Raw genomic sequence first — 14,425 nt, forward strand, 5'->3', positions numbered from 1 at the left:
ATCGCCAGGAGTCAAGCATGCTCAATCAATTACGCATCGGACCAAAATTATTGCTGGCGCCCACCCTGGTCTTGCTGCTGCTGATACTCAGCTCGAGCGGCGCGTGGTATGGCATGGTGCGGCAAAATGCCTCACTGGAAAACATGGTGCGGGTACGCATCACGCATTTGAAGGCGGCCGCCGACGTACTAGGAGAGGCCAAGCAGGTGCACGGCAATATGTACCAGTTGCTGTCGTGGACGAATGGCAGCTTCGCCAAGGCCCGCCTCGATACATTGGAGCAACAGATCAAGGCACGCCACGCGGCCATCGGCGCGCAGCTGGCCACGCTGCGCGCCACGGCCACGGGTGCCGAGCGCACCCTCGTCGATGCGGCCATCACGGCGCTGGCCGGCTATCGCAAGGCCGTGCTGGAAACCATGGAAATGGCGCAGATGGACCAGTCGATCGCCACCAATTCCATGCTCAAGGCGGAAACCCAATTCGTCCAGCTCAACACGCAGCTGGCGCAACTGTCGGCCCTGGAAACAAGCCTCAGCAGCGAGGCCCATGCGACGGCCAGCGCCGAGTTCCGCAGCCTGGGCTGGAGCTTGCTGCTGACGGTGCTGCTGTCTATCCTCGTTTCCATCGTCGTGACCATGCTGGTACGCCGCGCCATGCTGGTGGAAATCCGCGGTATTGCCGACGCCGTGCAAGACCTGGCGGCGGGCAAGCTGATGGCGGGCGCGCCCAAGCAGGGCAATGACGAAATCGCCGCCACGTCACGCGTGCTGGACCAGACCATCGCCCACCTGAACCAGACCTTGCGCACCATCATGAACGCCGTGCAATCGATCGACACGGCCTCGCGTGAAATTGCCACAGGCAATCTGGATTTATCGGCGCGCACGGAAATGCAGGCCAGTTCGCTGGAAGAAACGTCGAGCGCCATGGAAGCACTGACGCAAGCCGTCAATGACAACGCCGACAACGCCCAGCTGGCCTGCGAGCTGGCGGGACAAGCATCGACCCTGGCCGTGCAAGGGGGCGCGTCGATGCAGCAAGCGGTGACGACGATGGCGACGATACGCGCCAATTCGCGCCAGATCGTGGATATTATCGGCGTGATCGACGGTATTTCCTTCCAGACCAATATCCTCGCGCTGAACGCGGCCGTGGAAGCGGCGCGCGCGGGCGAGCAAGGCCGCGGCTTTGCCGTGGTCGCGTCCGAAGTGCGCACCCTGGCGCAGCGCTCGGCCCAGGCGGCCAAAGAAATCAAGACCCTGATTGCCACCTCGGTCACCACCATTGATGGCGGCAGCGTGGCCGTGCAGCAAGCGGGCGACAGCATGGGCGCCATCGTGGCCTCGGTGCAGCAAGTCAATGAAATCATCCAGCGCGTGAAAGAGGCCAGTGCGGAGCAGGCGTCGGGCATCACGGAAGTGAATCAGGCCGTCACGCAAATGGATGACGTCACCCAGCAAAATGCGGCCCTCGTGGAGCAGGCGGCGGCAGCGGCGGCCAGTTTGCAGGACCAGGCCGTCAAATTGTCGGCGGCCGTGGCTGTGTTCACCCTCGACCCGCTGGCGCCCGCACAGCCCGCCTCGACTGACGAGGAAGCGTTCCGGCATCCGGCCAGTGCGCAGCAGGAGCGGCGCGCACTGCATAGCCCGCTACGCGGCATGCCCGGCTTGCACGGCGCAAACACGACGCCACAGCGCCGGCGCAGCTAACTGGCCGGCGCGCGCATCGGTTTACTCAGGTGAGGCGAACCGGCCAGCACGAAGCGCCACTGCGTCTCCATCGCCTTGGAAATACCGATGCGCGGGCCAGCGTGTACCGTCACCTCTTCCTCGCGCGCCAGCAGGGTGAATGGCGGCGCATCGAGCGCCAGCCGGTTGTGCATATACGTGACACCGAGCGCCTGGCACACCTTGCCCGGCCCCGAACACAGCAGCCGCGCATCCTCGACGCCGCGCCGTTCGCGCATGGCATCGAGCCCCACGAGCGGTTCAATCGCCCGGATCAGCACGCCCGCCCCGTGCCCTGCTTCGCGGCACACAAAGTTCAGGCACCAGTGGATGCCGTACGAGCGGTAGACATAGGCGTGCGCGGGCGGGCCGAACATGGCCGCATTGCGCGGCGTCATCCCACCATACGTGTGCGAAGCCGGGTCCAGCCGGTCATACGCTTCCGTTTCCACGATGCGCCCGCCCACACCGTCGACCAGCACGGTCACGCCGATCAGCTGGCGCGCCACGCTGCTGGAATCATCCGCAAAATCGATACCCGCGAGGATTTTTTTCATCGGGCAATTGTACCGCTGCGCATCCCGCCACACGCCTCGCTTCGTCTTGAAAACAAATAAAACTTGACCTTTCCATCACAAATATCGCGATGAGCAGCGTCGTAAAATGACGAAAATCGCAGCTGGAGCAGGCCCAAACGGGGATTTTTGCGACAAAATATTGCAGAGATGAACTATTGCCTTGCATAAACAGCGATAATCGTCGGGCACTGCGCCAGACGCTCATGCAGCGGGCAGCGGCAGCGCGCACAGAATAAGCACCGGGCACAAAATGATGATGAAAGCGTAATGATGAGAGCGGCAGCGCAAAAGCAGGTAGTGCAGGAAGATCCGGTTGACGCCCTGATGCGTTCCATCCGTATCCCGCCGCGTCCCAGCCTGCTGGTCGACTTGCAGCGCGAACTGGCGGAACAGGATCCGTCGCCGCGCCGCATCGCGCGCATCATCGCCGATGACGTCGGCATGTCCGGCGCCCTGCTGAAATTGGCCAACTCGCCGTTCTATGGCGCCGCACGCAAGGCCAAGTCCGTCGAGCAAGGCATCAATTTTCTTGGCATCAACCAGTGCAGCGCCATGATGACGGGCTTGCTGGCACGCCAGGCGCTGGAAGCGGAAGGCGTGGAACTGACCAACTTCTGGGATGTATCGGCCAAGCGCGCGCGCGCCCTGGTCTTTACCTCGCGCAAGCTGCGCATCGCCCCGCCCGACATCGCCCACACCTTCGGCCTGTTCTGCGATATCGGCGTGCCCCTGCTGATGAACCGCTTCCCCGACTACGTCAACACGTACGCGGCGGCGGCCAACGATGCGCGCAATTGCTTTACGGCACTGGAAGACGCGCGCCACCAGACCAACCACGCGGCCATCGGCTGCTTGCTGGCGCGCAACTGGGGCCTGTCCTCCGACGTTTCCTGGGCGATTTTGCATCACCACGACTACACGGTGCTGGCCGACCCGTCCACGGACGACGCCATCCGCTCGCTCGTCGCCCTGTCGCTGCTGGCCGAAAAGGGCATTCAGCGCTACCATGGCAACAGTACCTCGCTCGAGTGGGACAAGGGCGGAGAACTTGCCTGCCAGCATCTCGGCCTGTCGCAGGAAGAAGCCGCCGACCTGCTCGACGAATTGCACGAGATGTTCGATACCGACCATTGAGGTATCAGGCGGCCGCGTCCGCCTGTATGATCTGTCCCGGCGCCTGGCCTGAGCCATGGCGCCCGTTTCCGTTTGCCTGACCCGTATTTCTTAACCTGTTGATCGCCATGCCCAAAAATAAGCGCCCTGTCCCCCGTAAATCCGCCAACACGCCTGAAGACAAGGATGAATCCGTCACGCGCATGCTGTGCACGATGGCCCTGAACCTGGCTGAGCAGGAAGACAGCGAATCGCAGGGCACGGTGCTGGCCGAGCAAGCCGTCGAGTTCGGCCGCCTGATCCGCAAGGCCTTGAATCAAAAGAAGGATGAAATTCTGTACGACGCCATCGAGCGCGCCAAGTACGAAGACGTGGGCGCCTACCAGTACCTGCACAGCCACATCGAGGAAGCGGCATCCATTTCCGTGATCCGCCGCGACAATGCCCCGGCCATGGAAATCAACGCCTTCGTCGTGCCCCTGCTGGTGCAAAGCACGGGCGGCCTGAAGGAAGCGGACAGCTTCCAGGACCAGAACGCTTTCGAAGCGCTGGTGAAAAGTTTCCAGCAGGCAGAACTGGAAAGCGCCAAGGCCAAGGTGGTCCTGATGAGTCATGCCTACGACCTCGATGAAATCGACCGCATCACCTACAGCCATCTGCACGAGATGGTGCGCGATGCCTATAGCTCGATGACGGACAAGAAGATCGTCGCCACGCCGGGCCTGGAAAGCAGCATCGTCGGCTGGAGCGAAACGGCCTTCGGTCCGCAGGACACGGCCGTCGAACTGCGCTTCCTGCTGGGCTTTGCCTTGAAACGCGTGGACGACCCGTTCTATGCGGAACCGAAGGACGAAGCGGCGCTCGACGCCTGGTTCGACGCGCGCATGGCCCGCTACCAGCAGTGGACGACGGAAGTCGGCGAGCTCGTCAAGCGCTGCCTGGCGCCGGCCGGCAGCCCCCTGGAAGTGAGCTTCCTCTACCAGGATCTGTTCCACGGCGGCAAGGAACAAGGCATGAGCGAGTACGCGATGCTGCAGATGATGTCCGGCATCAACCACGCATTGGCGGAAAACAAGGTAGACGCCGGCGACGTCTCCGTGGTCGTCGGCCCGGCCGATGAACATGGCGAAATGCTGCTGCGCGTCAACGTCAGTACGGCGGCTGGCGAACTGCTGCACAGCGCCGACAAGCCGCTGGACCTGGCCGCCGACCTGCAGGACGAAGTCGACGACATCTGCGACGCGCTGGCCACCATCGGCGTGACGCAACTGTCCGTGGCGCTGAAATTCGATGCCAAGGGACAGCCGCTGGAAGCGCAGCCATACGCGCCGGCGTAAGCCCCCCCCCGACGCAAATGCCAGCCACTGCCGCAATTTCGCGCCATACGCCAAGGTATAGGCGGGGCTGCTCGACGGCAAGCTGACGATGCGGTAGCGCTGCGCGTGTTCGCCCAGCACCTTGATGCCCAGCTTCGCGGCCGTGCCGCCGTTGAAAGCGATCGTGCGCAGCTGCGGCAGGCTGGCTGCCAAGGCCACCAGGTCGTTGTCGTCGCGGGCGCGGATATTGCTGTCCAGGCTGCCCGTGCGGTGCGCCTGCGCCACCACATCCCACAGGCCCACGCCGTGCGCCAGCAAGGTCGCCAGACGTTCCTCATAGGGCTGGCTCTTCAAATCCAAGCCAAGCACCTCGCCCAGCAGCATCCAGAACCTGTTTTGCGGATGTGCATAGTACTGGCTGTGCGCCAGCGATTTTTCGCCGGGCAGGCTGCCCAGTATCAGCAAGCGCGTGTTGGCGTCGACGACGGGATCGAAACAGCGCTTGCGCGCATCTGCGGCTTGCTCTGGCAGGATGACTGGGCTATTCAATGGGCGGTCCGGAAGGGAAAACGAAGGACCATTTTACCCGGCCACGCGACGGTGTAGAATTCCCGCACAACCTTCCTGCCCACGAGACCGCCCATGCGCACCATCGACACCCTGCTGGCCCAGTATGGCGAAAGCCACCGCAATCACGTCAATGAATGGGTGCACATCGTGTGCGTGCCGCTGATCGTTTTCAGCCTGCTGGGGCTGCTGTGGAGCGTGCATCCCAGCGTGGCGCTGCTCGGCAGTGTTCTGGCCTTATACTATTATTACAAGCTGTCGCGCCCGTTTGCGGCGGGCATGCTGGCGATGCTGGCCGCCATGCTGGGCCTGCTGTTGCTCATGCCGCCGCTGACCATCCTGCCCGTGTCGCTGGCGCTGTTCGTGCTGGCCTGGATAGGCCAGTTCATCGGCCACCAGATCGAAGGCAAGAAACCGTCGTTCCTCGACGACTTGCGCTTTTTGCTGGTGGGGCCGCTGTTCGTGCTGGGATTTTTGTACCGGCGCCTGCGGCTGGCGTATTGAGCGGCAAGCGGTCATGGGGTAGCCGTAACAGATTTTTACTATTCGCAACTAGGTATCTGCAGCAAGTGTCCTTATGATAAGTCATCATCTGCCGGTCGACGCAATCGGCAACCAACTTTTGTCCAAGGGAGTCCCACATGAAAGCACCAATTATTGCAGTGGCATTGCTCGCCACCCTGGCCGGCTGCGCCGTACAACCGAACTCGGCAAATGTCTACAACGCGCGCCAGGCGCAGAATGAACAATCGGTCCGCATGGGTACGGTTGAATCCGTACGCCAGGTGACCATCGACAAGGGCGAAACGGGCACGGGCGTGCTGGCTGGCGCGGCGCTGGGCGGCGTGGCCGGCTCGACAGTCGGTGGCGGCAAGGGCGCCATCGCGGCCAGCATCCTCGGCGCCGTCGCAGGCGGCATGGCCGGCAAGAGCATCGAAGCGAATGCCTCGAACAAGCCCGGCCTGGAAATCACCGTGCGCCTGGACAATGGCGACATGCGCGCCATCGTGCAAGACGCCGACGAGCTGTTCCGCCCGGGCGAGCGCGTTCGCCTGCTGTCGGACGGCCGCAAGACCCGCGTCACGCACTGATCCACTTGCCGGCGCAGGCGCTCAGCCGAATGCGCCGGCAGCGAGCAAGACTGAAGGGTGCAGCCAGATGGCAATCGCAGCCGTCACGACGACATACACAAGCACGCTCCATACTTTGATCTGCAGTGAGGCTGGCATGGCATTCCCCTTCAAAGATGCAATCCGGAAAATACTTACTTGATAATAAAGTAAATATTTTCATAAATTCAATATTTTCCAGAAGCACTGCGCTGGCTCAATCCCGGCTGTCTCCTGACGCCACGTTGAGCAAACTCGACCGCACTCGCCATCCCCGCGCGATGCCCGTATACTTGCGCGATGTCCTCTCCTCTCCTGTTCATCATTGCCTGCCTGATCTGGGGCTCCACCTTCTGGGCCATCACCTTGCAGCTGGGCGACGTCGCCCCCGCCGTTTCCGTGGTCTATCGCTTCGGCCTCGCGTCCGCCACCCTGTTTGCCTGGTGCGCCGTGCGCGGCGACCGCTTGCGCCTGCCGTGGCGCGCGCAAAAATGGATGCTGCTGCAAGGCCTGGCCTCGTTTGCCCTCAGCTATGTGTGCACCTACAGCTCGGAGCAATACCTGGTATCGGCCCTCGTCAGCGTGCTGTTCGCGCTGATGGTGTTCTGGACGCCGTTGCTCAACCGCATCGCCTTCGGCACACCGATCACCTGGAGCACCTGCTGCGCGGCATTCGTCGCCATCTGCGGCATCGTGCTGCTGTTTTACCAGTCCATCGGCGCGGCGCTGCAAGATATTCTGGGTGGCGGCAATGGCCATTTTCTGCTCGGTTTTATCCTGGCGCTGGTCGCTACCGTGTCGAGCACGGCAGGCAACGCCCTCGTCATGAAAGTGCGCGAACATTCGGGCAACGTGATGCTGACCATGGCCTGGACCATGCTGTGGGGCACCTTGATGGTGGCCGCCTGGGCCATCGCCACGGGCCAGTCCTGGCAGCTGCCCACGCGCCCCAGTTACTGGATGGGATTGGTGTACCTGGCCATCTTCGGCTCGGTGATCGCCTTCAGCGCATATTTCACGTTAATCGCCCGCATCGGCACGCAAAAGACCGTGTATATCGGCGTCGTCACGCCCGTCATTTCCGTGCTGCTGTCGGTACAATTCGAACACTACCGGCCCGCAGCCATCGAATGGGTGGGCATGGTGCTGTGCCTGTCCAGCGTGGCCTGGGCCCTGACGTCGGGCGCGCGCAAGACGAATACCATTGCTTCCCTTTCCACCACTCCATCAGCAAAGGCAACATGAGCACCTCTTCCTCCCTCGCCATCCGTCCCGCAACCGCATCCGACGTGGCCGCCATCTTCGGCATGATCCACGAACTGGCCGTGTTTGAGAAACTCGAACACATGATGATCGCCAAGGAATCGATGTTGCACGACAGCCTGTTCGGCGCCCATCCCGCGTGCGAAGCGCTGGTCGGCACAGAAAATGGTGAAGTCGTGACCTTCGCCCTGTTCTTCCATAATTTTTCCACCTTCCTGTGCCGCAAGGGACTGTACCTGGAAGACCTGTACGTGAAGCAATCGGTGCGCGGCAAGGGCTATGGCAAGCAGATGCTGGTGGCGCTGGCGCAACTGGCCGTCGAACGCGATTGCGGCCGCTTCGAATGGTCGGTGCTGGACTGGAATGAAAATGCGATCAACTTCTACAAGGGCATGGGCGCGGACGTGATGCCGGACTGGCGCATCTGCCGGGTCGCTGGCGATGCCTTGACGCAATTGTCGGCAGGCACGCCAACATCGGCCTGATGGGGGAACTGTCAGCGCAAGTTCCAAAAAAATCCCCGCGGGCTAGCGGCACCGCGGGGCAGAACCCATTGTCAAGTGGGAGGGGGAGAATGCAATCAACGGTTATCAATATAAACGCTGCCGCTTGCGATGGCGCAGACCTTTACATTTGCTTACCGGGCCTTACATTTGACTTAAATCCGCTAACCAAGTGTCACCCAGTGTCGCCCGGATGCCACTGATTATTTCCGTGGTTCAATCAATGTGCCGTGCAAGCCAATATGTTGTTGCGCAACCCCACTGCCACCCTGCGATTTTCTATAGATTTGATACACTGTCAGGCAGGCGATGCAGCCAGCAACCACGGCAAAAATGACCATGCGACGCTCCTTGAGTATGCTTGAGGGAATCAGGCCTGCGGCTGATGATGACCAGGCGAACAGGGAAAATTCAGTGTGGCATCTTCGGCCTGGGGGACATTGCGGAAGATCAAACGCGCCAAAGTGACGGCACGCTGGCGTTTGATGCGACGCAAAATGGCGGCAATGCGCTCACACACAATGAACGAATCAATGAACGAATCGCATACGGGAGCCACATCATGAATGTTTCTGCCAAACCGCTCGTCATGAAAATCTACCGCGCCTACCTGCGCTCCCGCCTGGAGCGCTACACACGCGACTTGCAAGCCATCGCCGAACAGCGCGAAAACGACTTCCAGGCCGAACGCATCCTGCACCAGGCCGTCGTCTCGGTGCGCTCCAAACTGCACTCGCTGTAACCGTGATGCCGTCAGCGCTGCCGGCCGGCCACGGCCCAGCGCTCCACCAGCTCGAACAAGCCTTGCGTCAGCAGGGCCAGCACGGCTGCGGGGATCGCGCCGGCCAGCAGCATGTCGTTGTCATTGAGCGCCAGGCCGATGGTGATGCGTTCGCCATAGCCGCCCGCGCCGATAAAGGCGGCGATGGTGGCCGTGCCCACGCTCATCACGGCCGCCGTTTTCACGCCCGCCAGCATCACGGGCAAGGCCAGGGGCAAGTCCACGTGCAGCAGGCGGTCGCGCCGGCTCAAGCCCAGCGCCAGCGCCGCCATGCGCAAGCCTTGCGGCACCTGCAAGATGCCTGTGCACGTGTTGCGCACGATGGGCAGCAGCGCGTACACGAATAGCGCCACCAGCGCCGGCACGGTGCCGATCATGCCCAGCACGGGGATCAAGATCGCCAGCAAGGCCAGCGAGGGCACCGTCTGCAGCACGCCGACGAAGGCCAGTACCGTTTGCCGCAGCGGCGCCGAAAACGCCGCCAGCACGCCCAGCGGAATGCCGATCAGACATGCCAAAGCCACCGACAACAATACCAGGGTCACATGCTGGCGCGTCAGGGTCCACAAGTCGTCGCCGATGATTTTATCGAGCAGCTTGCCGCGCGCGGCGGCCGGCTTGTTCGCCTGCGTGCCGGAGGCCAGCCACTGGCGCGCCACGTCGGAAAAACGCTTGCCGTCGATTTCCACGGCCGCATTCATGGCGATCATGTCGCTCTCGCTGATGCGTCCCTGCAACCCTTGCAACGCCAGCCATGCTGCGGGAAAACGCTGCGGCACGTCGAGCCGGTACAGGAGCATGGCGTCATAGCGGGGAAAGTACTGCTGCGTGTCGGCCAGCACGCGCAAGCCGTACTGGCGGATCTTCGCGTCCGTCGAATAGATGTCGATCACGTCCACCTGGCGCTGCGCCAGCGCTTCATAGGCGATGCCGTGATCGAGGCCGCGCGGGCGCTGCGGCAAGCCATAACGCGTGGCCAGGCCTGGCCAGCCGTCGACCCGGCCGATGAATTCATGCGACAGGCCGAATTTCAGGGCCGGGTGCTGGGCCAGCTGCGCCAGGCTGGCGATGGATTTTTCATCGTTGCGCACTGCCAGCGCATACGTATTGTTAAAGCCCAGCGGCACGGCCACGCCCAGGCCCAGCGCCGCCAGCTCGCGCCGCATCTGCGCCAGGTCGATGGCTTTGTCGTGCTTGAGGATTTCGCTGCCGATGGTGCCCATGTATTCGGCATACACGTCGATGCTGCCCGCCTGCAGCGCGGCCAGCACGATGGCCGTGTTACCCAGGCCCTGGCGGTGCTGCGCCTTGACGTGCGGCGCGGCGCTCTGCTGGAGGATTTCGCCGAGGATGTACGATTCCGTGAAGCGCTTCGAGCCCACCTTCAAGGTGCCGCCATCCTGGGCAAGGGCAGGGGCGGCGGCAAAAACAAGCAACAACAGCAGGGAAGACAACGAGTAAACAACACGCACGCGGCGCTCCAGGGCGGATGATCAATCCGGCAAGCTTACCACCGGCGCGCGCCAGACACCGCCATGCACCACGCCCGCGCACGGGTTCAGGCCCAGCGCATACGCCAGGTCGGCCGGGCGCGCGATGCGCCACAGGGCGAAATCGGCGCGCTTGCCCACCACCAGGCTGCCCGTCCGATCCTGCAAACCCAGCGCGCGCGCCGCATGGATCGTGCAGCCGGCCAGCGCTTCCTGCGGCGTCAAGCGCCACAGGGTACACGCCATGTTCATCGCCAGCAGCAAGGACGTCATCGGCGACGTGCCCGGGTTGCAATCGGTGGATACGGCCATCGGCACGCCGGCCGCGCGCAATGCCGCGACAGGCGGCGGCTGCGTCTCACGCAAAAAGTAATACGCGCCCGGCAGCAGCACGGCCACCGTGCCATGCTGCGCCATGGCGGCGACGCCCTCTTCCGACAGGAATTCCAGGTGATCGGCCGACAGGCCATCGTAGCGCGCCACCAGCGCCGCGCCGCCCAGGTCCGACAACTGTTCCGCATGCAGTTTCACGGGCAGGCCCAGCGCCTGCGCCGCCTCGAACACCCGCTGCGTTTGCGCCGGCGTAAAGCCGATGCGCTCGCAAAACGCGTCGACGGCGTCGACCAGTCCATCGTTCGCCAACTGGGGCAGCATCCGCGCGCACAGCAGCTCGATATAAGAGTCGGCCTGGCCAGCATATTCGGGCGGCAGCGCGTGCGCGCCGAGGAAGGTGGTGCGCACAGTGACCGGCAGCTGTTCCCCTATCCTGCGCGCCACACGCAGCATCTTCGCCTCGCTATCCGCGTCCAGGCCATAGCCGGACTTGATCTCGATCGTGGTCACGCCCTCGGCCAGCAGCGCCAGCACGCGGGGCAGGCTTTGCCGCAGCAATTCGTCGTCGCTGGCCGCGCGCGTGGCGCGCACGGTGGACATGATGCCGCCGCCGGCGCGGCTGATGTCTTCATAGCTGGCGCCATTCAGGCGCGCCTCGAATTCATCGCTGCGGTTGCCCGCGTGGACGATGTGCGTATGGCAGTCGATCAGGCCTGGCGTCAGCCAGCAGCCCTGTCCATCGAGCAGCGCCGCGCCGCTGGCCGGCAGCTCGTCGCCGGGGCCGAACCACGCGATGCGGCCATCCTTGACGGCGATGGCCGCGTCGAGCAGCTCGCCATAGCCATGCTCCATCGTGGCCAGGTGGACGTTGTGGATGACCATATCCCAGTCTTGCATGTGTGTTTCCTTCCTAGATGAACAGGTCGACGCGGAACACAGCCGTGCGCTGCAAAGCGTCGAGCCGCCAGTCCGGCGCATCGTCGGCGTCGAGCAGCAGCGCGTCATGGCGGGCCAGCGCGAACTGCTGCTCGCCACCGCGCGCCAGCACGTGGCCTTCGCCGGCGACGAACAGCAGGGTTGCCGCGCTGCGCCGCGCCAGCTTGCCCGGCGCCGTGATTTTTTCCAGCTGGTGGCGGCAGCGGTCGCGCCGCGTCATCACATTGAAATCCGTCGTCGGCCCCTTGACCTGCGCAACCACGGCCGCTTCGCCGGGAAACCACAGCATCGGTTGCGCCGCGCTCAAGGTCACCTTGCGCGCGCCGTCCAGCGTCAGCTGCACGCTGTCGCCATCGACCAGCATCAGGCTGCGGTCGATGCCGGGGAAGCTGGAAAATGGCCCGCTGGCCGTGATCGTCGCCAGGCTGATGCGCCAGTCGAAATCGTCGAAACCGGCACCCGGGGGAGCAATCGCGATTTCCGTCGTGCTGCCGCCGCCGTTTTTCCACGGCGCGGCGCGCAGGTATTCCTGCGGGATGAAGGTTGCCATCAGAGTGCCCTCAGTTGCGCCAGGGTGCGCTTGTAGGCGGTGGCGATGGCGTCCTGCGCCACGTGGCGCCCATCGCGCACCTGCCACTGGCCGCCGCACAGCACGTCGCGCACCAGGTTGTCGTTGCCGCAGAAAAGTACGCTGCCCAGCACATCGTCGATGGCCACGCCGCACAAGTTCACATGCGCGTCGTCGAGCACCAGCAAGTCGGCACGGCAGCCCGGCGCCAGGGCACCGAGCTTGCGCCCGGCCGCCTTCGCGCCGCCCTGCAAGGCCGTTTGCCACAGGTAGTCGCCCACATGGCGTTCATCCGGCGTGGCGGCCACATTGCGCTGCTGGCGCTGCAAGCGCTGGCCATATTCGAGCCAGCGCAATTCCTCCACCGGCGACTGCGACACGTGGCTGTCGCTGCCGACGCCGAAACGCCCGCCGGCGGCAATGAATTCGGCCAGCGGGAACAGACCGTCACCCAGGTTCGCTTCCGTCGTCGGGCACAGGCCTGCCACGGCGCCGCTGGCCGCCATCAACGCCACTTCATCGGGCTGCACATGCGTGGCATGCACGAGACACCAGCGCGCATCGACGTCGATCTGGTCGTACAAATACTGCACCGGGCGCCGGCCGCTGATATCCAGGCACTGGCGCACCTCGCCCTGCTGCTCGGCGATATGGATGTGGATGGGGCGGTCCGCGGGCAGCGCTTGCGCCACTTCACGGATCTGCGCCACGCCGGCCGCGCGCAGGGAATGGGGCGCAAAGCCCACCTCCACCTGCCCGCCACGCTGCGGCGCCAGCGCTTCGACGATGCGCAGCACGTCATCCGCACCGGTGCGAAAGCGCGCCTGCTCGGGTTTGAGGGGCTGTGCGCCAAAACCCGCATGGCTGTACAGCACGGGCAGCATGGTCAGGCCGATGCCGCTGAGGCGCGCCGCGGCCAGCACCCGTTCGGCCGTTTCGGCGGGACGCGCATACAGCGCGCCGGCCGCATCGCGCTGCAGGTAGTGAAATTCGCAGACAGCCGTGTAGCCATGGCGCAGGCATTCGGCAAACAGCTGCGCGGCGATGCTTTCCATCTGTTCCGGCGTGATGTGGTGCGCGAAACGGTACATCAGCTCGCGCCAGGTCCAGAAGCTGTCAGGGCCATCACCTGCAATTTCCGTCATGCCGCCCAGCGCCCGCTGGAACGCATGCGAATGCAGGTTGACCATGCCGGGCAAGAGGTATTCGGCCAATTCCGCGCCAGGCGGCGCTGCGGCGTTGTCCGCCACCGCCGTCAAATCGCCGGCCGCGTCCCACTCCAGCAGCACGTCGCGGCGCCAGCCTTGCGGCAGCAGCGCGTGGCGCGCAAACAAGCAGCCGCTCAACGCGCCACCCATGCCACGGCCGCTTCCATCATCTGACGCAGCAGCGGCTGCACCTGCGCCGCCAAGTCGGGCCGGTAGCCAAACGGCGCCGTCTCGTCCATGTACAGGCACTGGCACATCTCCAGCTGGATCGCATGCACGCGGCTGTCCGGCTGGCCGTAATGGCGCGTGATGTGGCCACCCTTGAAGCGGCCATTCAAGGCCACGGTAAATGCATCCTGCGCGCGCGCGATATCGACCACGGCCGACGTCAGGCCGCCATCGCAGCTGGCGCCATCGGCCGTGCCGAAGTTCAGGTCGGGCAGCTTGCCGTCAAAGAAGCGCGGCACATGCGAGGCGATGGAATGGGCATCCCACAGCACCACGGCGCCGTGCACGCGCAGCAGCCGGTCCAGTTCCGCGCGCAGCTGCGCGTGATACGGCGCCCAGTAGCGCTGCAGCCGGCGCTGCACATCGGCCGCATCGGGTTCCTTGCCGGCCAGGTACAGCGGCTCACGGTGGAAGGTATCGTTGGGCAGCAAGCCCGTCGTATCCTGGCCCGGATACAGATTCGTGTCTTCCTGCGGGCGGTTCAAGTCGATGATGTAGCGCGACCAGCGCGCCGACAGCACGGACACATCCATCTCCTGCAAAAAGCCATACAGTTCGCGCAGATGCCAGTCCGTATCGGCCTTGACCAGGGCCTGGGGCGTCATGCGCGCGGCGATATCATCGGGTATGTCGGTGCCCACGTGGGGCATCGACACGAGCAGCGGAATGCTGCCTTCGTTGAAGCGGAAATCCATGCTTGTC

The 14,425-nt window shown here is 63.8% G+C and carries 15 protein-coding genes and 1 pseudogene; 8 read left to right on the forward strand and 8 right to left on the reverse strand.

Annotated elements, in window-relative coordinates; translation table 11 throughout:
* The first annotated feature begins 17 nt into the window (after window positions 1-17).
* Entirely contained in the window at window positions 18-1,712 is a 1,695-nt protein-coding gene (locus AC4BCN_RS26500; RefSeq protein WP_490492129.1) for a methyl-accepting chemotaxis protein, read from the forward strand.
* On the opposite strand, the gene AC4BCN_RS26505 is transcribed toward AC4BCN_RS26500, so the two are convergent.
* Window positions 1,709-2,287 (reverse strand): DNA-3-methyladenine glycosylase, encoded by a 579-nt coding sequence (locus AC4BCN_RS26505; RefSeq protein ID WP_490492130.1) that lies wholly within the window; start codon window positions 2,285-2,287, stop codon window positions 1,709-1,711. The two genes, AC4BCN_RS26500 and AC4BCN_RS26505, sit on opposite strands and share 4 nt — an antisense overlap.
* 288 nt (window positions 2,288-2,575) lie before the next feature.
* On the opposite strand from AC4BCN_RS26505, the gene AC4BCN_RS26510 reads away from it, so the two are divergent.
* Both AC4BCN_RS26510 and AC4BCN_RS26515 read left to right on the forward strand, forming a co-directional pair.
* A complete protein-coding gene (locus AC4BCN_RS26510; RefSeq protein ID WP_490492131.1) occupies window positions 2,576-3,442 on the forward strand; it encodes an HDOD domain-containing protein in 867 nt (288 codons plus the stop codon).
* Between the two features lie 107 nt (window positions 3,443-3,549).
* Window positions 3,550-4,758: a hypothetical protein gene (locus AC4BCN_RS26515; RefSeq protein ID WP_490492132.1), complete on the forward strand. Its 1,209-nt coding sequence runs from the start codon at window positions 3,550-3,552 to the stop codon at window positions 4,756-4,758.
* 24 nt (window positions 4,759-4,782) lie between these two features.
* On the opposite strand, the pseudogene AC4BCN_RS26520 reads toward AC4BCN_RS26515, so the two are convergent.
* Window positions 4,783-5,286 (reverse strand): annotated as a pseudogene (locus AC4BCN_RS26520) (DNA-deoxyinosine glycosylase); the annotation flags it as partial.
* Between the two features lie 93 nt (window positions 5,287-5,379).
* On the opposite strand from AC4BCN_RS26520, the gene AC4BCN_RS26525 reads away from it, so the two are divergent.
* From AC4BCN_RS26525 to AC4BCN_RS26540, 4 genes are all read left to right on the forward strand, one after another.
* Entirely contained in the window at window positions 5,380-5,808 is a 429-nt protein-coding gene (locus tag AC4BCN_RS26525; RefSeq protein ID WP_139090676.1) for an Mpo1 family 2-hydroxy fatty acid dioxygenase, read from the forward strand.
* A gap of 137 nt (window positions 5,809-5,945) precedes the next feature.
* Window positions 5,946-6,395 (forward strand): outer membrane lipoprotein, encoded by a 450-nt coding sequence (locus AC4BCN_RS26530; protein ID WP_034780449.1) that lies wholly within the window; start codon window positions 5,946-5,948, stop codon window positions 6,393-6,395.
* Window positions 6,396-6,713: 318 nt separating this feature from the next.
* Window positions 6,714-7,658, forward strand: a complete 945-nt coding sequence (locus tag AC4BCN_RS26535; protein WP_128141830.1) for a DMT family transporter — start codon at window positions 6,714-6,716, stop codon at window positions 7,656-7,658.
* Window positions 7,655-8,161: a GNAT family N-acetyltransferase gene (locus tag AC4BCN_RS26540; RefSeq protein WP_490492133.1), complete on the forward strand. Its 507-nt coding sequence runs from the start codon at window positions 7,655-7,657 to the stop codon at window positions 8,159-8,161. Before AC4BCN_RS26535 ends, AC4BCN_RS26540 begins: the two co-directional genes overlap by 4 nt.
* Before the next feature lie 221 nt (window positions 8,162-8,382).
* Here the strand turns inward: AC4BCN_RS26540 and AC4BCN_RS26545 are convergent, their stop codons facing one another.
* Window positions 8,383-8,520, reverse strand: coding sequence for a hypothetical protein (locus AC4BCN_RS26545; RefSeq protein WP_157808830.1), 138 nt, complete (start codon window positions 8,518-8,520; stop codon window positions 8,383-8,385).
* Window positions 8,521-8,741: 221 nt separating this feature from the next.
* Between AC4BCN_RS26545 and AC4BCN_RS26550 the strand changes: the two genes are divergently transcribed.
* A complete protein-coding gene (locus AC4BCN_RS26550) occupies window positions 8,742-8,921 on the forward strand; it encodes a hypothetical protein (RefSeq protein ID WP_034746290.1) in 180 nt (59 codons plus the stop codon).
* Between the two features lie 11 nt (window positions 8,922-8,932).
* Here AC4BCN_RS26550 and AC4BCN_RS26555 read toward each other — a convergent pair whose 3' ends face one another.
* Genes AC4BCN_RS26555 through hutG form a run of 5 tightly spaced genes read right to left on the reverse strand, consistent with a single transcriptional unit; the run spans window position 8,933 to window position 14,418 of the window.
* Window positions 8,933-10,432: a glycine betaine ABC transporter substrate-binding protein gene (locus AC4BCN_RS26555; RefSeq protein ID WP_490492134.1), complete on the reverse strand. Its 1,500-nt coding sequence runs from the start codon at window positions 10,430-10,432 to the stop codon at window positions 8,933-8,935.
* A 21-nt stretch (window positions 10,433-10,453) separates the two neighbouring features.
* Window positions 10,454-11,680, reverse strand: coding sequence for an imidazolonepropionase (hutI, locus tag AC4BCN_RS26560; RefSeq protein WP_456147801.1), 1,227 nt, complete (start codon window positions 11,678-11,680; stop codon window positions 10,454-10,456).
* Between the two features lie 13 nt (window positions 11,681-11,693).
* The gene (locus AC4BCN_RS26565) at window positions 11,694-12,269 is read right to left on the reverse strand and encodes a HutD/Ves family protein (RefSeq protein WP_034746284.1); all 576 of its coding nucleotides are present in this window, start codon (window positions 12,267-12,269) and stop codon (window positions 11,694-11,696) included.
* Window positions 12,269-13,645, reverse strand: coding sequence for a formimidoylglutamate deiminase (locus AC4BCN_RS26570; RefSeq protein ID WP_490492135.1), 1,377 nt, complete (start codon window positions 13,643-13,645; stop codon window positions 12,269-12,271). The genes AC4BCN_RS26565 and AC4BCN_RS26570 overlap by 1 nt, the downstream gene beginning before the upstream one ends.
* On the reverse strand, window positions 13,630-14,418 hold the full coding sequence (gene hutG / locus AC4BCN_RS26575; RefSeq protein ID WP_490492136.1) for an N-formylglutamate deformylase: 789 nt from the start codon (window positions 14,416-14,418) through the stop codon (window positions 13,630-13,632). Before hutG ends, AC4BCN_RS26570 begins: the two co-directional genes overlap by 16 nt.
* Between the last annotated feature and the right edge of the window lie 7 nt (window positions 14,419-14,425).

Source organism: Janthinobacterium sp. Bl 1 (genome assembly GCF_058215535.1).